The organism is Clostridium sp. AF50-3 (assembly GCF_003477445.1).
GTDB classification, from domain to species: domain Bacteria; phylum Bacillota; class Clostridia; order Lachnospirales; family Lachnospiraceae; genus Otoolea; species Otoolea fessa.
The window spans coordinates 182507-203129 of sequence record NZ_QUDH01000006.1 but is presented as its reverse complement, the minus strand read 5'-3'; the positions used below and the strand labels follow the sequence as shown (position 1 = coordinate 203129).

Sequence of the window (20623 nt, the reverse complement as noted above, 5' to 3'; positions counted from 1 at the left end):
TCTTCTTTCTTACGCATACAGCCCTTTCAGCGTCTCCACATCCATGGAAAGCTCCATATCTCCATCCGCCACACAGGCAACCACCGGAACGCCCGTGTAATATTCACACATTTTCCGGTTATCCTCATGAAGCAGATTCCCCGTCTCATAATGGTTGAAAATAATTCCTTTCAGGGCAATTCCCTGTTGTTTCAGATAATAGGCAGTAAGCCCCACGCCATTGATCGTCCCAAGCCCCGCATCTGCAATCAGCAGGCAGCCAAGCCCGCACGCTTTTACTACTTCTGGAAGACGGATATCCGCTTCGTCTATGCAGAGTGGACAGAGAATTCCGCCGCTTCCTTCCATCGTCACATACTCATATTTTTCACAGACTTTGTGAAAATCTTCCAGCACCCGTTCCATCTGGACCGGGTTGCCCTCGAGGCGGGATGCCAGATGCGGCGATACCGCCGTCTCGTACACATACGGACACATTTCCTCAAGCGGCTGCCCGATTCCCGACATTGTTTTTACCTGCAGGGCATCTCCTGGAATCAGGCTTCCATCCGCACGCCGCTCATTGCCGCTCATTGCCGCTTTATAATACGCCGCATTCACGCCGCTCTCCCGCAGTTTTTTCACAATCAATCCTGTCACATACGTTTTTCCAATATCCGTTCCCGTACCTGTTATAAAAATCCCCTTGCTCATCTTTTATCCAAGTCTCCCTCCCTGAATCAGCGGAATCATCCGTTTTCCTATGATGGCAGCCACAATACAGAGCACGATATCGCCCGGAACTGCCAGAACAAAGCAATATAAAAACAGCGCTCCTACGCGATCGGCGAATTCAGATAGAAATTGCTGATCACGTAGTAATAAATCATTCCAAATGCATAGACAATAAAAAGTCCCAGAAAATTAGCTCCCAGCAGGCGCCGGTAACTCGGATGCGTCTTGGCATTGGCAATCTTACCATTCACATACGCCGCAACCGCAAATCCGATGATATATCCAAAACTCGGCTGGAAAATATATCCCGGTCCGCCGCCCTGTGTGAAAATCGGAAGTCCAATTAAACCTAATACGATATAAACCACAACCGCCAGCGCCCCGTTGACCGGACCTAAAAGCAGACCCGCCAGCATCGTAAATAAAAACTGCAATGTAAATGGAACCACCGGAACCGGTATCTTGATAAATGCTCCCACTGCAATCAGTGCGACAAACATCGCGCACAAAACTAAATCCTTTGTCTTCATGTGTTTCAAACCTTTTTCCTCCTTGGTTATCTGAATGATTTCAGGCATCCGAAGCCATTCTATTCTCGCACATGTACATAAATTTCTCTCCGCAACCCCTGTTCCAACCATCTAAAACAGCAGCGGCCGTTCCAGATCCCGGGTAGTCGAAACAGATGCAGAACTGATTGCAAGCATAACATAGCCTTTTTCTATTGTCAACCTATTATTTTTATATAGTTAACAATTAGTTTTTTATCTGTTTTTTACCTCTTCCCTTTCCATAATCTTGTTTCTTATATCCCTTGATATACATACGTTTCCCGTCCGTCCACACATTCACTGCCCCTGAATCCGCCGTTCTCCAGATCTCCGTTCCCGTCTGTTCCAGACGTTCCACCGCCTCCGGTGCCGGATGCCCGTAAGTATTTCCCTCTCCATAAGAGAGCACCGTGAAAGCTGGGGAAAAGCACTCCAAAAACTCCTCTGAGGAGGAACCGTTCGAACCATGGTGTGCGGCTTTTAACAGTGTCACCTTTTCCCCCTTTTTGTCCTCTTCCATCGCCAGAATCTTCCTTTCGTCCTCCACTCCAATATCTCCTGTCAGAAGCATACGAAACTTTCCATACGTGACATCAAACACCAGTGAATGACTATTTCGCTCCTCGGCTGGCGTTTCCCCCGCCTCCGGGTACAGGCACCGAAGCGCCAGGCGTTTCGCCCGCACCGTTTCTCCCCGATGCAGATAATAGACTTCCGCCCCCCGTTTTCTGGCAAGAGTTTCCAGTTTTTTATATGCCTCCTGTCCTTTTCCCGCCGCCGGAAGTGCCAGATTCCGCACCCGGATATCTGCCTCCTCCTTCAAAAGCCACTCGATCCCGTTCGTGTGATCCGCATCCGCATGGCTGACCAGAATCCAATCCAGCGTGCGGATTCCCTGACTTTTCAAAAATGGTCCCAGCACATTTTTCCCGATTTTTTTATCCTGGCTGCTGCCACAGTCCGAAAGAATTGCCTCATCCTGCGTCCGCAGAAAGACGCCGTCGCCCTGTCCTACATCGAGAAACCAGATCTGAAAGCCATGAACAGGCTGAACTACTAAAAAGACTACCGCCACAGCAATAAATACACTATTTTTTCCCGGTGCATTCCATTCTTTTGGAAACAGAAAAATCCCTTTTCTCTCTAGATTCTCTCTTGCTTCTCCCACACTCCACACATATCGAATCCCCAGCGCCACATAAAACACCCCTATTTTCCACATTTCCGGGCGTCCTGCCACGATGGAATGAAACGGCACGCGTTCCACCTGGATGCAAAGCCATTCATACAACTGAAAAATATAATGCCCCGGACCCGTACATGCACTTGCCGCTATTCTGAATATTTCTGGTATTTCTGATATTCCTGATGCTGCACCCCCAAAAGCCGAAAGCACTCCCGCAATGCTGCCTCCGCCCATTTCCCCCATTTTGCCTCCCACAAACGCTATACTGTAAATTCCAAGCGCCAGCAGACCGCTTCCGGCTGCATACGTGAGAAGCGGAATCACGATCAGGTTCAGAAAAATTCCCAACATCGGAAATGTAAAATAGTGATACAGCTGAATCGGCATCGTATAAAGCTGAATTGCCAAGCTGAGCATGAGTGTTTCATATCCTTTCTTTTTTTCTTTCTCTTGTTCCTCCTCTTCCCGCTCTTTTCTCTTTTTTCCCACTTTCCGCAGCTCCTCCGTCTCCAGCCCAATCGCGGCAACCGCGCCATAGGAAAGCTGCAATCCCGCCGAAAAGAGCAGATACGGCGACTGCCACGCCTGTAAAATCAAAGATAGCGACAGCGCACTCAGCAGATCGTAACTCCGCCCCAGATATGCCGCCAGACAGGACACCTCTACCATAAATACCGCCCGGAATACCGATGCTCCAAATCCGGTTACTAAACCATAAAAGGTAAGAAGCGCTGAAGCACCCAGCCCCGCCCATCCATACGATATGCCCCAAAAACGCAGTGCGCTGTAAACGCTCATGCCAATCAAAGAGACATGAAGCCCGCTGACTGCCAGAATATGTGCAATCCCATTATCCTGAAACCGTTCGCGCAGCTCTTCCGATAACCCGGATTTATCCCCCAGCAAAATTGCCTGGAAAATCCCTGCATCTTCTGGAACACAGATTTCCTGAAAAACAGCCGTCGCGTACGCCCGGAAGCATTCTGCCTGACTTCGGAGAGGGGAACTTTTTCCTTCTGAAATAAAAATCCGATCCGCCGTTACCCGGTTTCTGATTCCTAGTCCCCGATAATACATCCGATACGAAAACTGCCCCGGATTGCGCGCTTCTTCCAGAAACTCAGCAGTTCCCGTCAGATGAATCTGACTTCCGCAGGGTGGCAGAACTTTTTCTTCATACTTCTCCAGTAAATCTCTTTTACACGATATCAGTACCTTTCTTACACTTTCATCCTCTACCTCCACCTCCGTCAAAATCATCGTACACCACCCATTTTTTTCCGAAACAGAATCCAGTGTTCCCGATACCGCCACCTCTGCCGAACCGCCCTTCTGCGTTACCATCCGTTCCAGCGCATCCGGGCGCATTTCCACCATCATCCGTCCCCATCCTGCCAGGAAACAGAAAAACAGCAGAAAGACACGGCACATCATCGGATCTTTCCAATTCCAGACGCGTTCTGCGTCTGTCTGAAAGTCCGAATCTACCCGTCCTTCTGCTGTTTTTATGACTGCAAGCCAAAAAAACGCTGCTGCAATTATAAACCACACCGTCATGCCCATCTGGTACGCTGCGACCTCTCCAAGTACGAAAGCCACCATCATCCACATTACCGGTCGTTTGATATTCAATTCCTCTTTTCCTGTATTCTACAAAACATCAACAAAATCCCATTGCTGCTCTCTTCCAAATATGGCATATACATTCTGTCTGACAGTTACTTCACAATATACTTCTCCTCTCTCTCCAGAGGCTGCACCAGCGAAATCACATTCCGGTACGTCACATCTGCCGAGCCATTGACCGTGATCTGTACTTTATTTACCGTCTGAAGCTCTGTCAGCGAATCGACGATCGCGTAAATCGGAATATACTCCGCCACATCGATATCCCCGGAAATAAAACTGCTATCCAGGTTGACATAGCAGGTATTATCTGTCAGTGATACGTTTAATACCTTTGTATTTTTCGGCATCACTGAAAGCCCGCCATTCTGGGAACCTGCCAGTAGCTGTTCCACTACCAGGCGTTCCAGCGACGTGTTCATACTGTGAAATACTTCCCGTTTTTCTGCCACCAGACCATCTTTTTCTTCATTGGCAAAATACAGGGTCAGCTCTACTTTTTCATACGAATTGACATCCGAAATACTGTCTACAAAATCACTTCCTGCGATCGCGCCCACCGGGTTTCCATGTGTGTCCAGGAGCGGCTGTCCCTCGCAATTAATGCTGATATAATCGACTCCCTTAACCTGTGTAAAGGTCTTTGCCAGCGCCGCCCGGCACAGAATCTCCCGCGACGCTTTCGTATTCATATATTCCTGATTAAAATTCAACGTCAGCACGTTATTGTCCCGGTTAATATCCAGGAATTCAACCTTATCGCTTAAAACTGCCTGATACTCCGGGTTTTCCGGTGCCGCAAGGATCTGCCCCGCCAGCTCCCCGATCAGGATCTCAGCGTCCGCCGTCTCCGTCTGATAGGAAACACTCGCCAGCCCCGTGCGCGTCGAATTGAGATAATAAATCTGATAGACGCCGTCCTCACCCGCCGTCGGATGCACCTCTTCTTTTTTTCGGCATCCGCTCAGAAGAAGCAGACATGCCAGGCAAAGGATCAGCCACAAACTTACGCTTCCTGCCCATTTTCCAGAGCTTTTTTTTCTTATTTTCTCCATTTATTATTTCCTGTTGTTATTTTGCAATCTATCTCACAATAGACATTGCCCTGACCGCACATTCGAACACTGCAACCCTCAAATACTGCAACATTCAAACACTGAAACATCCGAACACTGCAGCATTCAAACACCGAAATATTCGAACACCGCAGCACCAGCAACCCTCTCGAACCTCTAAACCGCCCAGAACCACGCTGTCTACGGAATATAATTCAACGGAATCCGCACCGTAAAGGTTGCTCCCTTGCCTTCTTCACTCTTCAGGCGGATCGCGCCTGATGAAGAAGAATAATATTCTTCGTGATCGCAAGCCCCAGCCCGGTACCGCCTGTCTCGCGTGAGCGCGCCTTATCTACACGGTAAAAACGCTCAAATACGCGCTCCTGAAATTCCTTCGGGATTCCCACGCCATTATCCTCCACCTTCACATAAAAGAACTTGTGGTCAGCATCCAGCGTCACCCAGACTTTTCCCTCTTCGCGGTTATACTTGATGGCATTTTCCACCAGGTTCGAAAGTGCCAGGCTCAATTTTACCTCGTCCACATCCGCCGATACTTCCCGCTTGCTCTCATACGTGATCTCAATGTTCCGCCGCTTCGCGATCGGGGTCAGACGTTTTAAAATCTGTTCCAGAAGACCATTGATCGAAGTCTGGGCAATATTCAGATCCGGCGATGATTTATCCATTTTGACTAACGTCAGCAGATCATCGATAATCTTGCCCTCGCGGTCAATCTCCGCCGAAATATCCTGCATAAACTCCTGATATAGCTCCGCCGGGGCGTTCTCCATCCCCATCAGAGAATCCGCCAGCACTCTTATCGAAGTCAGCGGTGTTTTCAGCTCATGCGACACGTTGGAAACAAACTCCTGACGCGACTGATCCAGGTTTTTCAGTTTCCGGATGGTCTGCATGACTGCCTCCGAAATGTCCCGCGTCTCCCGGTACGTTTTTACATCAATATCCTGATCCAGATTTCCCTCTGCCACCATATCGAGCTGCTGCTGCAGGCGGCGGAATGGTTTCAGCAGGCAAGCCGCCGCCAATAAATCTGCGATCAGAATAAAACAGAACATAACGAGCTGCAAAAATCCCGTCTTATGCACAATTTTCTCCTGCAAAAGCGCCGAATTTTCCGTGGACGCCATCAGAAGAAGGACTCCCTGCACGCCTGCCGTATTTTTCCCATTTCCGGCTGCCACATCCGAATCGATCGGCGCTGCATCCGTGCTTTTTGCCTGAATCGGCTGCGCTACATAGAAATACTTTTTCTTCTGGTTCAGATAGCTGGAAGTTTCCCCGTCAAATGCCTTTAACACATCCGATACAACCAGCGTTTTCCCTCTGGAAAGACCAAATGTGTCTTTCAAAATCTTAAAGCTGTCGTCCACCAGCACGATTCTTCCGTTCATCAGATCCGCCGTTGTACTAAGTTCCGCATCCAGCGCCAGATTTGGATTTCCCGACAGCAGTACATTGATATAATCACTGCTGCGTATCTTGTTTGCTAAAATCAGACACCGGTTCTGCGCTTCCGCCATCCGTTCTTCCACGTGGCTCTGGTAAAAATACCCCGATGTAAAACGAACCTGTACCAGAAGCGGAACCAGCGTCAGGATCAGAAAGGCAAGGAACAGCGGGATTCGCATCCCAATCGTGTGCTCCATCGCTTTCCATATCTTTCTTTTATGTTCTGCTATTCTTCTCATGTTCCTGTCCTGAACGATTACAGTTCACACGCTCTTTGCGTTGCTTAACTTACTGACATTGGCTGTGAACTTTAACCCCGAAATGCTGCTCCGTAACTGCGTTTCTCACAACAACGATCCGATTTCAAGCTTCTTCGTTGCCGCAATCGCCAGCGCTCCCGGTCCGATATGGCAGGCTACACTTAAGGACAGCGGCTCTACACGGACTTCCGTCTCCGGGAAAAGTTCCCGAAGCTCGGCTGCCAGCTCCTGCGCCATCTCATCATTGTCGGTATGCGCTACATCAATATACGTTTTTTCTCCCGTCATATCATCAAACCGATTTTCCAGATCGCGGGTGATCGCCGTGATCATCATGGAACGCGCCTGTTTCATCGTCCGCGCCTTCGCAAATGCGTCCAGCTTCTCGCCCTGTATCGTCAGAACCGGTTTTAAACGGAGAAGTGTTCCGAGCGCTGCTGCCGCTGGTGTGATTCTACCGCCCTTTTTCAGATATTTTAATGTGTCAACCGTGATATAAATAGTTGAATCCAAACCTGTCTCTTCCAGCTTTTTGCAGATCGCCTCCGCGTCCATGCCGGCTGCCGCCATGTCAAGCGCATCCTGCACCGAACGGCGCTGGGTCACGGAAATCCTGTGATTATCCGCCACCTGTACTTTTCCGTCGAAATCCTCTGCCAGCATCTTTGCCGTCTGGCAGGAGCTCGAAAGCCCGCTGGACATCGGGATGTGCACAACTGCATCGTATTCCTCCAAAAGTTTTTCCCAGAGATTTAAGATCGTCTCCGGGGACGGCTGGGATGTGCTCACATCGTGATCCCCGCTCAGATGCTCGTAAAATTCCTTCTGTGTCAAATTTATATCTTCCAGATACTCGGTTCCATCAATCATAAACGGCATCGGCAGGACATATACGCCCATCTCTTTCGCCTGTGCCTGTGTAATTCCGCTGTTGCTGTCTGTAACAACCGCTACCTTCATGCTTGTTTCCTCCTGTTTTCCCTGTGAATCTGCTGCCATCCCATTTTCCTTTCCGCATAACACTTTCTTTTCTAAAAATGTCTGCCCTGGAACAGCCTCCGAGCGGTTCACATAGATGATTTTATTTTATCCTATTTTCTTATGAAATGGAAGAGAGAAGTAACGGGATTTTCACGGGATTTTCAGTTCAGAAAATTCCTACCTGTGAACAAAAAACTGCCACAAAACAAGCCCCGACCATTTCTCTGTTCATGATCTTTTCTTGCTTTATGGCAGTTTTCCCGATTCTTATTGACGGTTATATTTATACTTTCCTAATATATTCGAAAATTCTCCCTATTTCACCAACAGCGACTCTCCCGTCATCTCCTTCGGCTTCTCAAGTCCCATCAGTTCAATCAGCGTCGGCACGATATCGCAGAGGCGTCCGTCCTCGCGCAGCTTGTACGCCGGGTCAGCGCCGACCAGGACAAACGGTACCTGATTGGTCGTGTGAGCGGTCCACGGCTCGCCGGTTGCCTCATCAACCATCACCTCTGCATTACCGTGATCGGCGCAGATAAAGAGAACGCCTCCGGCTGCTTGATGGCTTCAACTGCACGTCCTACGCAGGCATCGACGGTCTCAATCGCCTTGATCGCAGCCGACTCCACGCCCGTGTGGCCTACCATATCCGGGTTTGCAAAATTGATGATGATGACATCATATTTGCCGGACTCAATCGCCTCCACCAGCTTATCGCACACGATCGGTGCGCTCATCTCCGGTTTCAGGTCGTAGGTCGGAACCTCCTTCGGAGACGGAACCAGAATGCGGTCCTCGCCCTCGTTCGGCTCTTCCACGCCGCCGTTGAAGAAAAATGTTACGTGTGCATATTTCTCGGTCTCGGCGATACGTGCCTGCGTCATATGGTGCGCCGCCAGGAACTCTCCAAACGTGTTCTTAATCTCTTCCTTCTTGAACGCAATCAGCTTGTTCCCGATCGTCTCATCGTAATCGGTAAAGCATACAAATGTCAGGTCAAGCTTCTTCTCTCTCGCAAATCCGGTAAATCCCTCTTCGCAGAATGCGCGGGTGATCTCTCTTGCACGGTCCGGACGGAAGTTGAAGAAAATGACGGAATCGCCATCCTGAATCGTTGCAACCGGCTTTCCGTTCTTCTCTACATAGAACGGTACGACGAACTCATCGTTTACCTCTTTATCATAGGATGCCTGAATGCCTGCACACGCACTTTCTGCCTTCTCACCCTCTGCCTTTGTCAGCACATCGTAAGCTTTCTGGACACGATCCCAGTTTTTATCACGGTCCATCGCATAGTAGCGTCCCATCACGGAAGCCACCTCGCCGACGCCAAGCTGCTGCATCTTCTTCTCTAATTCTGTTACGAACTCCTTGCCGGAGGTCGGCGGTGTATCACGTCCGTCCAGGAAGCAGTGCACATACACTTTTTTAAGTCCCTGACGTTTTGCAAACTCCAGAAGTCCGAATAAATGGGTCAGATGGCTGTGAACGCCGCCGTCTGATACCAGTCCAAACAGATGCAGGGCGGAATCATTTTTCTTGCAGGTGTCTGCGGCTGCCAGAAATTCCGGATTTTCAAAGAAATCGCCATCCTCGATTGATTTCGTGATACGGGTCAGCTCCTGGTATACGATACGTCCGGCACCCATATTTAAATGTCCAACCTCCGAGTTACCCATCTGTCCGTCCGGCAGACCGACCGCCAGACCGCTGGCATTGCCGCGCACAAACGGGCACTGGCTCATCAGCTGATCCATGATCGGTGTCTTCGCCTCACACACGGCATTGTGCTCACAGGTATCTCTCATGCCATATCCATCGAGAATCATTAATACGGTTGGCTTTTTTTTCATCTCTTTCTTCTTCCTTTCCTTCCATGAAATGAACCGTTTTTTCTGAAACAACCGGATGAACCAACAATTTTGATTGTTTCAGTTCAAAACCTTCACCTTCTTTTTTTACTGGCAAAAAGGGGACTGCCACGCCTCACACGTGCGACAGCCCCCTTTTGCTCATCTCTTATTTATAATTTACAATCTTTCCAAAATCTGCCTTTAAGGATGCGCCGCCTACCAGACCGCCATCGATATCCGGCTGTGCAAACAGCTCCGGAGCCGATGCTGCAGATACGGAACCGCCGTACTGAATGCGGATCGCCTCTGCGGTCGCCTCATCGTACACTTCCTTGATGCACGCACGGATCGCGCCGCACACTTCCTCAGCCTGCTCGGTGGTCGCTACCTTGCCGGTACCGATCGCCCAGATTGGCTCGTATGCGATCACAGCTGTCTTTGCCTGCTCTGCGGTTACATTCTGGAATGCAATCTTGATCTGCTGGCGGATCCAGTCAAGCGTGATGCCCTGCTCTCTCTGGGTCAGAGTTTCGCCGCAGCAGATGATCGGGGTCAGACCGTGCTCAAATGCTTTCAGTACCTTCTTATTGACCGTCTCATCGGTCTCTGCAAAGTATTCTCTGCGCTCGGAATGTCCGATAATCACGTATTTGACGCCTGCATCGGTCAGCATATTCGGGGAAATCTCGCCGGTGTAAGCACCTTTCTCCTCGAAATACATATTTTCAGCACCGACTGCGATGTTAGTTCCCTCACACGCTTTTACAACCGGGATAATATCAATCGCCGGTACACAGAATACAACGTCTACATCTTCCGAAATAACGAGCGGTTTCAGAAGCTCTACCAGAGCTACTGCCTCCGACGGCGTCATGTTCATTTTCCAGTTGCCTGCTACGATCTTTCTTCTAGCCATGACTATTCTATTCCTCTTTTCTATTTATTTATCATTCGCTGCCGCTACACCCGGAAGCTCCTTTCCCTCTAAGAATTCCAGGGAAGCGCCGCCGCCGGTAGAAATATGGGTCATCTTATCGCCAAATCCAAGCTGGTTGACCGCTGCTGCAGAATCGCCGCCACCGATGATTGTGGTCGCTTCGGTGTCTGCCAGTGCTTTTGCAACTGCGATTGTACCCTGGGCAAGAGTCGGGTTCTCAAATACACCCATCGGTCCGTTCCATACAACTGTCTTAGCAGATTTTACGGTGTCTGCATACAGCTTTGCAGTTTCCGGTCCTATGTCAAGTCCCATCGTGTCAGCCGGGATAGCGTCAACCGATACATTCTGTACCTCGATCGGTGCATCGATCGGATCCGGGAAGGATGCTGCTACAGCTGCATCAACCGGAAGAAGCAGTTTCTTGCCAAGCTTCGCCGCCTTCTCTACCATCTCACGACAATAATCTAACTTTGTATCATCGACTAAGGATTTACCAATCTCCTTGCCCTGTGCTTTTAAGAAGGTAAATGCCATGCCGCCGCCGATGATCAGCGTGTCGCACTTCTCCAGCAGGTTGGAGATAACGTTTAATTTATCGGCTACCTTCGCGCCGCCTAAAATGGCAACGAACGGGCGGACCGGGTTATCCACTGCATTTCCAAGGAAATCGATCTCTTTCTGCATCAGGTAACCAACTACTGCGGTGTCCACATACTGGGTCACGCCTACGTTTGAGCAGTGTGCGCGGTGTGCAGTACCAAATGCATCGTCCACATAGACATCACACAGGGATGCCAGATCCTTGCTGAACGCCTCACCGTTCTTGGTTTCCTCGGCACGGTAACGGGTGTTCTCAAGCAGAACAACCTCGCCATCCTTCATCGCCTCAACGGCTGCCTTTGCGTTCGGTCCAACCACTTCCGGATCGGCTGCAAATTTCACTTCCTGTCCCAGAAGTTCAGACAGACGAACGGCTACCGGTGCCAGAGACAGCTCCGGCTTCGGCTCTCCCTTCGGTTTGCCAAGATGGGAGCAGAGAATTACCTTTCCGCCGTCCGCAATCAGTTTTTTGATCGTCGGAAGCGCTGCCACCAGACGGTTTTCATCGGTGATCTTTCCTTCTTTTAACGGTACGTTGAAATCACAGCGTACCAGAACGCGTTTGCCCTTTACATTGATATCATCCACGGATTTTTTATTCAGCATATCCTGTCTCCTTTACATTATAAAAGAATAAAAAACAGGTCCGGTCCCGACCGAGGACCGGACCCATCTTGAATCCTTATGATTTTCTATCGAATCGATAAAATTATGCCAGCTCTGCGAAGTATTTGATTGTACGAACCATCTGGCTTGTGTAGGAGTTCTCGTTGTCATACCAGGAAACAACCTGTACCTGATATAAGTCATCACCGATCGGAGATACCATAGTCTGTGTAGAATCAAACAGGGAACCATAGCGGATACCTACGATATCGGAAGAAACGATCTCATCCTCGTTGTAGCCGAAGGACTCAGTCTGAGCTGCCTTCATAGCCTCGTTGATAGCTTCCTTGGTAACGTCAGCTTTCTTAACAACGGCTGTCAGAATGGTAGTGGAACCAGTCGGAACCGGAACACGCTGTGCGGAACCGATGAGCTTGCCGTTTAATTCCGGAATAACCAGACCGATCGCTTTTGCAGCACCGGTGGAGTTCGGAACGATGTTGACAGCGCCTGCTCTTGCTCTTCTTAAATCGCCTTTTCTGTGCGGTCCGTCCAGAATCATCTGATCGCCTGTGTAAGCGTGAATGGTGGACATGATACCGGACTGAATCGGAGCATAGTCGTTTAATGCCTTAGCCATCGGAGCCAGGCAGTTAGTTGTACAGGATGCTGCGGAGATAATCTTATCTTCCGGTTTCAGTGTCTTGTGGTTTACATTGTATACGATAGTCGGAAGGTCATTGCCTGCCGGTGCGGAGATAACGACTTTCTTAGCGCCTGCATCGATATGTGCCTGTGCTTTTGCCTTGGATGTATAGAATCCGGTACACTCCAGAACTACGTCTACACCAATCTCGCCCCACGGAAGTTCAGCAGCGTTTGCCTTTGCGTAGATAGTAATCTTCTTGCCATCTACTACAATATAATCTTCGCCAGCTTCTACCGTATGTCCATCGTATCTGCCCTGAGCAGAATCATACTTTAACAGGTGAGCTAACATTTTCGGATTTGTCAGATCGTTGATAGCTACGACTTCGTAACCCTCAGCGCCAAACATCTGTCTGAAAGCCAGACGACCAATACGACCAAAACCATTAATTGCAACTTTTACTGCCATGATCTCATTCCTCCTAGAAATTCATCTTCATGATTGTTAAATATTAATCAACCCTGTTTGTATTGTACCCAACTTTTCCTAAAATAGCAAGTGGTTTTTTGTAAATTTTGCAGCAAATATTCAGTATTTTCTCTCTTGCTGCGCACAACTTCGACGGATTGTCATACCTTAAATGGAATTTTGTGCTGACAGCCTTAATTTTGCATAATTTTTTAACCAAATGCTCTAATTCGAACTATTCTCATTTTAATCGATCTCTTCTTGTTTTTCAACCTTTTTCCGTGGCTTCGCATTTGAATACGGCAAATTCCTGCTGCCACCACGTTTTCTTACGGCACTTTCGGTTCCAAAAGTGCTTACCCGTGAACAATAACCCGGCCACTTTGCAATTCGCCATCCGGCGCCTTGTAAACCTTCACACTTTCTTGCAGATCGTTTCTTTTTTTACTATAATAACTTTAATCATCGTTTTGGTTTACACATTTTGCAGACCGGATCAACTCATTTCCTACATCAAATAAATTCCGGAGGTTTTATATATGAAGATAAAGGAAGGAAAATCAGCGCTGGAACAGAATCTGTACCGATCCTTTCTGCTCCTTTCCGCTACCCTGGTGCTCATCTCACTTGGTTTTACTCTGTTTTTTGATATTTCCAGGCAGCGAAAGGATATGGACAAGCTGATCAGCGGTACTGCTTCTTATATTGCTGCAATTCCGGATGTCGCCGCCATGCTGGAAAACGGCTATCCTGATTCCACCGTGACCCGCGACCTGGATTCTCTTTCTTCGAATATACCAGACATCAATGTCATCGTCATCAGTGATAAAAACGGACTGCGCTTTTACCACACGAACCGTCTGAAAACCGGCGATTCCTACGTGGCAGGTGACGAGGACGCTATTCTGGCAGGAAGCGATCCATATATCACAACCGGCTACGGCACGCACGGCATGCAGCGACGCGCCTTTCACGCAGTAAAAAACAGCGGCGGAGAAATCGTCGGTTTTGTGATGGTTTCCCTGTTCACCGCTACTCTGTCCGCCCAGCACCGCAGTCTGCTGTTCTTTTATATAATTATATTCCTGATCATGATGATCGTCAGCATTTCCCTGACGCACACAATGTTCTCCCTGCTGCGCGACTCCCTGTTGGGATATGACCCGGAAGAACTCGTCAATATTTATACCCGCCAGGATGAGGTCATGAATATGATCGACGAGGGACTTGCCGCAACCGATCTGGACGGCAGAATTCTCTTTGCCAACCAGAAAGTTTCCACAATACTCGGTCGTCCTGCAAACGACCCTCCGCTCACCCACTTAACGATTCAGGAATTGTTTCCACAGACCGCTTTCGATCAGGTCATAAAAACCGGCGAAAGTGTAACGCACGAGAGCATCAGCTTCGCCGGACGCCAGCTCATCGTCAAGGAGGTGCCAATCCATGGACGCGGCAAACAGGCGCGCCGGGGTGTCCTCATCGTTTTATTTGACCGCACCGACCTCCTGCGTCTCTCCGACGAGCTTTCCGGCGCCCACAATATGTTGGACACGCTGCGCGCGTTCAACCATGAATTTTTAAATAAGCTGCACATCATTCTCGGCTACCTACAGACCGGGGAGATTCAGCAGGCGATGAATTTTATCACCAACAGCAGCCTTGTCTCCAGCCAGTCCGTCCGTGAGACAGCCAACTGCATCCGCGTTCCGAAAATCTGTGCGCTTGTGATCGGGAAAATGATGCACGCCGCTGAGCTTGGCATCCGCCTGCAGGTCAGCCCCGACAGCACCTGCCGCGACCATGATCTGCTGATCCCGGTGGAAGGATTTGTCACCATTCTCGGCAATCTGATGGAAAATGCCATTGAAGAGCTAAGCCACGATCACACCGCCAGTCCGGATGTCATTAACGCATCTGAAAGCCCGCGCGAGATCCACATCGGCATCTACTGCCGCCCAGACGTCAACATCATCACCTGCGAGGACACCGGGCACGGCATACAGCCGGAGCTGCTCGATCATATTTTCGAAAAAGGTGTTTCCTCCAAGGGCGAGAACCGCGGAACCGGGCTTTTTCTGGTTCATGAGCTGATGGAGGAGTACGGCGGAACCATCGATATCGACACAGAGCCTGGCGAGGGCACCTGCTTCACCCTGACATTTACCCGAAAGGAGACAGAATCTAATGTATAAAGTCATTATTATAGAAGATGATCCGATGGTTGCATCCATCAATAAACAGTATGTCGAACTGACCTCCTCTTTTCACGTGGAGGCAACTTTCAAAAACGGCATCCTTGCCCTGCAGTATCTGCAGAACTGCACGGTTGACCTGATTATTCTCGACTACTACACGCCTCAGATGAACGGCGACGAATTTATCGACCAGCTCCACGCGGCTGGCATGACCCCTGCGATCATCATGGTAACCTCTGCCACCGACGCAGAGACCGTCCGCCGGCTTATTTCCCGCGGCGTCACCGATTATCTCGTCAAACCATTTGAATATGACCGTTTCAAAGCTGCCCTGGAACGATTTGCGAAACGTCAGGAGGAATTGAAAACATCGGCATCCGCTTCTGACCTGGGACAGGCGGAGATCGACCGCCTCTTCTCCGTCCCGGATGTCTCCTCCCAGAGCGCTCCGCTGACAAAGGGCCTAAATGAACGCACCCTTGGACTGATCCGTCTCTTTCTCTCCGAACATCCGGAGGAGGTCTGGTCCAGCGAACAGATTTCGGAACAGGTTCATTTGTCCCGTATTACAGTCCGGCGGTACTTAAATTACTTAGTCGAAACCAACGAACTGGTCAGCATGATCGATTACCAGACCGGTGGACGCCCTTCTATTAAATATAGATTTTCCGGAAAATAAGAACCACTTCGTTTTCCAGCAATATACAGGTTTTTCCTGCCTTTTCGCGGCTACAGCTGTACAGATTCATCATAGAACCGTATCTATACTGCAGTCGCTTTCTTATAGTCATTTTTATTTACAATACTTACAAAACTGTATTTAAAATTACATAAATTGACTTCCCTTTTTCAATCTTATAAACTGCTTATAAAAGAAATAAACAAATTCTTAAAAAAGAATGGAGGGAAGTTCTATGTTAGAACACATTATGGGATACTTTGGAACTTACACACCGGCAGCGGACGGTGCCATCGCAACATTCCAGTTCGAGTATCTGACCACACTTGGTTTCGCAGCCATCGTTATCTTCTTAGGACGCGCGATTGTCGCTCACAGCGCCCTGCTCAGAAAATATGCTATACCGGCTCCGGTTATCTCCGGTATCATCTTTTCTGTTGTTGTATCTATCATCAAGGGTTCCGGAATCATCGGTTTTTCCTTTGATGCAAAAATCGTGAAAGACTTATGCCAGAACTTATTCTTCCTGTGCGTAGGTTTCGGCTTCAGCTACAAGATGTTAAAGCATGCAGGCGGAAAGCTTTGTATCGCAATCGCAGTTGCAGCCTGTGTCCTGATTACCTTACAGGATGTCGTTGGTTACCTGGTAGGCAGCGCTATCGGTCTTCATCCGCTTCTGGCTCTGCAGTGTTCTTCCTCAGCTATGTCCGGCGGTGTTGGTACTGCTTCTGCATTTGGTCCTATCTTCGAGAACATGGGTGCTCCGGATGCAACCACAGTCGGTGTAGCAGCCGGTACTATGGGCAACATCATGGGTTCCTTAATCGGTGGTCCGGTTGCAGCTTTCCTGATTTCCCGTCACGGTCTGAAATCTGACCCGAACGACAGACCGGAATCCGCAAAAGCAGGTTCAGCAGCTGTTCTTAACAACACTCGTATGATCAAAGCATTTGCCCTGTCTCTGCTTGTAGCAGCACTTGGTATGCCGATCTACTGCCTGTTAGACAACATCCCGATGATCGAGATGCCGAAATTCATCGGCTGTCTGTTCGCAGGTGCTATCGCAAGAAACATCATGGATGCAGCTGGTATCGAATTCCCGGTTCCGGAGATCGACGCTATCGAGCATATGTTCCTGGAACTCTACCTGGCACTGGTTCTGATGACCATCGATATCACAAAGCTGGCTCCGGTAGCTGGTCAGATGGGTATCATCCTCCTTGCACAGGCTATCCTGATGGCACTCTTTGCAATCTTCGTATCCTTCAACGTATTTGGCCGCGATTACGGTGCAGCTGTTATGGCAGCTGGTAACTGTGGATGGGGCTGTGGTTCAGGTCCGAACGCAGTAGCAAACGAGAAAGCCGTTATGGATCAGTATGGATGGCACACCGTTGCTTGGGTTCTGTATCCGTCCTTCGCAGTTATCATCGACGATATTTACAACCCGATTTTCCTTTCCATCTTCTCCAGCCTGATTACAAAATAATCACTGAGACGAGATAGGAACGCTTCATATAAGACATCTTTTATATAACAACATACCTAAAGCTCAATTGAAAATGTAACCTGAAAGAAGAGCGTCCGGTTCCCCCACATAAACCGGACGCTCTTTTTTGTTACTGTTCACGCATACGTGCCCAGTAACGGAATTTGCCGTGGCTTCGCATTTAAATACGGCAAATTCCTGCTGCCACCACGTTTTCTTACGGCACTTTCGGTTCCAAAAGTGCCTACCTGTGAACAGTTACATTTATATTTTCCTCTTCCTTGGTCTTGTCTTATCAATGTTTTTTGTGTTATACTTTTTATAGAGTTTTAATATTCTTTTAATCGCTAAGGCAGCATTCGACAGAACCGCTGCGTTTTTTTCTATATACTGATAAACTACGAAAAGGTGAGATCTATGAAAATAAAAAAACTGGTAAAATTCGCACCAATGATGCTTCTTACCTTCCTGCTCGGACTTTCCGGCTGTTCCGGCAGCACCGCCGCAGATGCGCGGGTCAACGACCATCCCAGCGAAGCAGATGAAGAGCTGCACGTTCTGACCATCGGAACTGCCGACAGCGGCGGAACCATGTACCCAATTGGCAGTGCCATCGCCTCTGTTTTAAGCGGACATGATGAACAGCTCAAGGTCAATTTAAGCGCCTCCAACGGTTCCTACACGAACGTGGAAAATATCAAAAACGGACAATTTGATATGGGACTGGTCAGCGGCGATGTGGCATTTTCCGCCTATCAGGGAACGGACAAATTTTCCGATCATCCGGTCGAATCCCTGCGGGCGATCGGGGCCGTCTATTCAAGCCTGTCCACCTGGATGGCGCCGGAATCCGAGCATATCTCCTACGTTCATGAACTCGCCGGACACCACATTGCCGTCGGGCCAGAAGGATCCACCACGGATCTTTCCGCCCGCACCGCTCTCAAGGCAGCCGGGCTCACTATTGCCAACACTGCCCTTGAAAACTACAGCTTCTCCGCCAGCGTGGACTCTGTCTTAAACGATAAACTCGACGCCGTCCACAGCTTCGCCGGAATCCCGGTCCACAGCCTGACCGACCTGGCCAGCCAGACGCCCTGCCGCCTGCTGAAGTACACTGACAAGGAACTGCAAAAAATTCTTGCAGCCAACCCCTTCTACGTCCGCGCCACCGTCCCAGCCGGTACCTATCCGGGACAAACCGAGACGCTGAAAACTTTCGGAATCAAATGCCTTCTCTGCGTGGACGCATCCATGGACGAACAGCTGGTCTACACCATCACCAAGATTCTCGACGAATCCCGTGAAGAACTGATCAGCGCCCACCCATCCTTAAGTAACTTATCTGATCCGGAATATATATGCAGCCAACTTCCTATTCCGCTGCATCCGGGAGCTGAGAAATATTATACGGAACAGGGGCTGTTGAAAACAGAGTAACATGATAGCAAACAAAAACAGGTAACACCAAAACCTGGCGCATGGACGAATTTCCCTAAGACAAAAAAGCCAGGGCTGCAGCATTCCGCAGTCCTGGCTTTTTCGATGCCCGATTACCTGATTATTTTTACTTCCGGATCTCCCGCAGCAAATTCACCATCTCGATTGCTCCCGTCGCGCAGTCAAATCCCTTATTTCCGCTCTTTGTTCCCGCTCTCTCGATCGCCTGCTCGATCGTATCCGTCGTCAGCACACCGAACATAACCGGCACGCTGCTTGTCAGAGAAACCTGTGCGATTCCTTTCGAAACCTCGCTGCACACATAATCATAATGGCTTGTGCTTCCACGGATAACTGCACCCACGCAGATCACTGCATCATACTTTCCGCACTTCGCCATCTCTGACGCAATCAGCGGAATCTCAAAAGCACCTGGAACCCACGCAACATCTACGTCCTCCTCCGAGACATTGTGACGGCGCAGCGCATCCTGCGCGCCTGCAACCAATTTCGAGGTGATAAACTCATTGAATCGTGCCGCCACAATTCCGATCCTCATATTATTTTCCGCTACTACGTTTCCTTCAAATGTACGCATAAGTACCATCCTTTCCGACGATCTATTTTCGCCTGTCACTTTTTCTATTTAAAATTCAAAATATGTCCCATCCGCGCCTGCTTTGTTTTCAGGTAAAATCCATCATACGGCGTCGCCTCCATCTGAATCGGCACGCGCTCTTTGATTTCCATGCCAAAATCCGAAAGCTGATATACCTTATCAGGGTTATTGGTCAAAAGACGAAGCGTCTTGATTCCCAGATCCTTTAAAATCTGCGCCCCAATGTAGTATTCCCGCAGATCGCCTTTAAATCCCAACGCAAGGTTCGCATCCAGCGTGTCCATGCCGCCATCCTGCAGCTTGTAAGCGCGCAGCTTATTTAAAAGTCCGATGCCTCGTCCCTCCTGCCGCATATAGAGGAGAACGCCTCGTCCCTCTTTCTCAATCTGTGTCATCGCCGACGCAAGCTGCTGTCCGCAGTCGCAGCGCAGAGAACCAAATGCATCGCCGGTCAGGCACTCCGAATGCACGCGGCAGAGTACATCTTTCCCATCTCCGATATCGCCCTTGACGAGTGCCACATGGTGTTCTCCATTTAAGAGATTCAGGTAGCCATACGCGCGGAATTCGCCATATTTCGTCGGCATCCGCGTCTCTGCCACACACTCGACCAGTTTTTCATGTCTCTTGCGGTACTCCTGCAGCTGTTTAATGGAAATCATCGCCAGCCCCCATTGTTCTGCCATCGCAAATAATTCTTCCGACCGCATCATCGTTCCATCCTCGCGCATAATCTCGCAGCACAGACCGCATTCCGGCAGCCCTGCAAGCCGCATCAGATCTACCGTCGCCTCTGTGTGGCCGTTGCGCTCCAGAATGCCGTTTTTCTTCGCCATCAGCGGAAACATATGTCCCGGGCGGCGGAAATCCTCCGGCTTTGTGTCCGGATCGACACACGCACGCGCCGTAATACCGCGCTCCTCAGCGGAAATGCCGGTGGTCGTCGTTTTATGGTCGATCGATACGGTAAACGCCGTCTCATGGTTATCCGTGTTATCCATCACCATCTGTGGGAATTGCAGCTTCCGGCAGATTTCTGCGCTCATCGGCATACAGATTAAGCCCTTCGCATGCGTCGCCATGAAATTGACATTTTCTGTCGTGGCAAAACTTGCCGCGCAGATAAGATCGCCTTCGTTTTCGCGATCCTCGTCATCCGTAACCAGGATTAAATGTCCCTGTTTCAGCTCGTCCAGAGCCTTTTCAACTGTATCAAACTGCTTCATTGTT

Annotated in this window: 14 protein-coding genes and 2 pseudogenes; 4 read left to right on the top strand and 12 right to left on the bottom strand. The window is 49.4% G+C overall.

The genetic code is table 11. The annotated features are described in order from the left end of the window. Window positions 1–9: 9 nt before the first annotated feature. The 10 genes and pseudogenes from bioD to gap all read right to left on the bottom strand — a co-directional run bounded on the left by bioD (window position 10) and on the right by gap (window position 12968). The gene (bioD, locus tag DW085_RS09135) at window positions 10–693 is read right to left on the bottom strand and encodes a dethiobiotin synthase (protein ID WP_118492336.1); all 684 of its coding nucleotides are present in this window, start codon (window positions 691–693) and stop codon (window positions 10–12) included. A gap of 3 nt (window positions 694–696) precedes the next feature. Beyond that, window positions 697–1244 (bottom strand): annotated as a pseudogene (locus tag DW085_RS09130) (biotin transporter BioY). Between the two features lie 226 nt (window positions 1245–1470). Further along, window positions 1471–4083 (bottom strand): ComEC/Rec2 family competence protein, encoded by a 2613-nt coding sequence (locus DW085_RS09125; RefSeq protein ID WP_118492334.1) that lies wholly within the window; start codon window positions 4081–4083, stop codon window positions 1471–1473. An 86-nt stretch (window positions 4084–4169) separates the two neighbouring features. After that, entirely contained in the window at window positions 4170–5132 is a 963-nt protein-coding gene (locus DW085_RS09120; RefSeq protein ID WP_107001067.1) for a GerMN domain-containing protein, read from the bottom strand. A gap of 263 nt (window positions 5133–5395) precedes the next feature. Beyond that, window positions 5396–6847, bottom strand: coding sequence for an ATP-binding protein (locus DW085_RS09115; RefSeq protein WP_347475031.1), 1452 nt, complete (start codon window positions 6845–6847; stop codon window positions 5396–5398). A gap of 105 nt (window positions 6848–6952) precedes the next feature. After that, window positions 6953–7828 carry a DegV family protein gene (locus DW085_RS09110; RefSeq protein WP_118492364.1) on the bottom strand — a complete coding sequence of 292 codons (876 nt, stop codon included), beginning with the start codon at window positions 7826–7828 and terminating at the stop codon, window positions 6953–6955. A gap of 336 nt (window positions 7829–8164) precedes the next feature. Continuing rightward, window positions 8165–9705, bottom strand: a pseudogene (gene gpmI, locus DW085_RS09105) (2,3-bisphosphoglycerate-independent phosphoglycerate mutase). Between the two features lie 166 nt (window positions 9706–9871). Further along, window positions 9872–10621 (bottom strand): triose-phosphate isomerase, encoded by a 750-nt coding sequence (tpiA, locus tag DW085_RS09100; protein WP_118492332.1) that lies wholly within the window; start codon window positions 10619–10621, stop codon window positions 9872–9874. Between the two features lie 24 nt (window positions 10622–10645). Then, on the bottom strand, window positions 10646–11851 hold the full coding sequence (locus DW085_RS09095; protein WP_118492330.1) for a phosphoglycerate kinase: 1206 nt from the start codon (window positions 11849–11851) through the stop codon (window positions 10646–10648). Between the two features lie 103 nt (window positions 11852–11954). After that, the gene (gene gap, locus DW085_RS09090) at window positions 11955–12968 is read right to left on the bottom strand and encodes a type I glyceraldehyde-3-phosphate dehydrogenase (RefSeq protein ID WP_022359484.1); all 1014 of its coding nucleotides are present in this window, start codon (window positions 12966–12968) and stop codon (window positions 11955–11957) included. Window positions 12969–13507: 539 nt separating this feature from the next. On the opposite strand from gap, the gene DW085_RS09085 reads away from it, so the two are divergent. From DW085_RS09085 to DW085_RS09070, 4 genes are all read left to right on the top strand, one after another. Next, window positions 13508–15163, top strand: a complete 1656-nt coding sequence (locus DW085_RS09085; protein WP_118492329.1) for an ATP-binding protein — start codon at window positions 13508–13510, stop codon at window positions 15161–15163. Continuing rightward, window positions 15156–15845 (top strand): response regulator, encoded by a 690-nt coding sequence (locus DW085_RS09080; RefSeq protein ID WP_118492327.1) that lies wholly within the window; start codon window positions 15156–15158, stop codon window positions 15843–15845. Before DW085_RS09085 ends, DW085_RS09080 begins: the two co-directional genes overlap by 8 nt. 235 nt (window positions 15846–16080) lie before the next feature. Further along, a complete protein-coding gene (locus DW085_RS09075; RefSeq protein ID WP_107001073.1) occupies window positions 16081–17334 on the top strand; it encodes a sodium/glutamate symporter in 1254 nt (417 codons plus the stop codon). Between the two features lie 417 nt (window positions 17335–17751). After that, on the top strand, window positions 17752–18774 hold the full coding sequence (locus tag DW085_RS09070) for a TAXI family TRAP transporter solute-binding subunit (RefSeq protein WP_118492325.1): 1023 nt from the start codon (window positions 17752–17754) through the stop codon (window positions 18772–18774). A 127-nt stretch (window positions 18775–18901) separates the two neighbouring features. On the opposite strand, the gene ribE is transcribed toward DW085_RS09070, so the two are convergent. Together ribE and DW085_RS09060 are read right to left on the bottom strand one after the other, a co-directional pair. Continuing rightward, window positions 18902–19372, bottom strand: a complete 471-nt coding sequence (gene ribE, locus DW085_RS09065; RefSeq protein WP_118492323.1) for a 6,7-dimethyl-8-ribityllumazine synthase — start codon at window positions 19370–19372, stop codon at window positions 18902–18904. A gap of 44 nt (window positions 19373–19416) precedes the next feature. Next, window positions 19417–20619, bottom strand: coding sequence for a bifunctional 3,4-dihydroxy-2-butanone-4-phosphate synthase/GTP cyclohydrolase II (locus DW085_RS09060; RefSeq protein ID WP_107001076.1), 1203 nt, complete (start codon window positions 20617–20619; stop codon window positions 19417–19419). Window positions 20620–20623 lie beyond the last annotated feature (4 nt).

Bases quoted from the DNA above. Each gene is read 5' to 3' on its own strand.
- bioD (WP_118492336.1), bottom strand. From the start codon at position 693: ATGAGCAAGGGGATTTTTATAACAGGTACGGGAACGGATATTGGAAAA.
- DW085_RS09120 (WP_107001067.1), bottom strand. From the start codon at position 5,132: ATGGAGAAAATAAGAAAAAAAAGCTCTGGAAAATGGGCAGGAAGCGTA.
- DW085_RS09115 (WP_347475031.1), bottom strand. From the start codon at position 6,847: ATGAGAAGAATAGCAGAACATAAAAGAAAGATATGGAAAGCGATGGAG.
- DW085_RS09110 (WP_118492364.1), bottom strand. From the start codon at position 7,828: ATGAAGGTAGCGGTTGTTACAGACAGCAACAGCGGAATTACACAGGCA.
- tpiA (WP_118492332.1), bottom strand. From the start codon at position 10,621: ATGGCTAGAAGAAAGATCGTAGCAGGCAACTGGAAAATGAACATGACG.
- DW085_RS09095 (WP_118492330.1), bottom strand. From the start codon at position 11,851: ATGCTGAATAAAAAATCCGTGGATGATATCAATGTAAAGGGCAAACGC.
- gap (WP_022359484.1), bottom strand. From the start codon at position 12,968: ATGGCAGTAAAAGTTGCAATTAATGGTTTTGGTCGTATTGGTCGTCTG.
- DW085_RS09085 (WP_118492329.1), top strand. From the start codon at position 13,508: ATGAAGATAAAGGAAGGAAAATCAGCGCTGGAACAGAATCTGTACCGA.
- DW085_RS09080 (WP_118492327.1), top strand. From the start codon at position 15,156: ATGTATAAAGTCATTATTATAGAAGATGATCCGATGGTTGCATCCATC.
- DW085_RS09075 (WP_107001073.1), top strand. From the start codon at position 16,081: ATGTTAGAACACATTATGGGATACTTTGGAACTTACACACCGGCAGCG.
- DW085_RS09070 (WP_118492325.1), top strand. From the start codon at position 17,752: ATGAAAATAAAAAAACTGGTAAAATTCGCACCAATGATGCTTCTTACC.
- ribE (WP_118492323.1), bottom strand. From the start codon at position 19,372: ATGCGTACATTTGAAGGAAACGTAGTAGCGGAAAATAATATGAGGATC.
- DW085_RS09060 (WP_107001076.1), bottom strand. From the start codon at position 20,619: ATGAAGCAGTTTGATACAGTTGAAAAGGCTCTGGACGAGCTGAAACAG.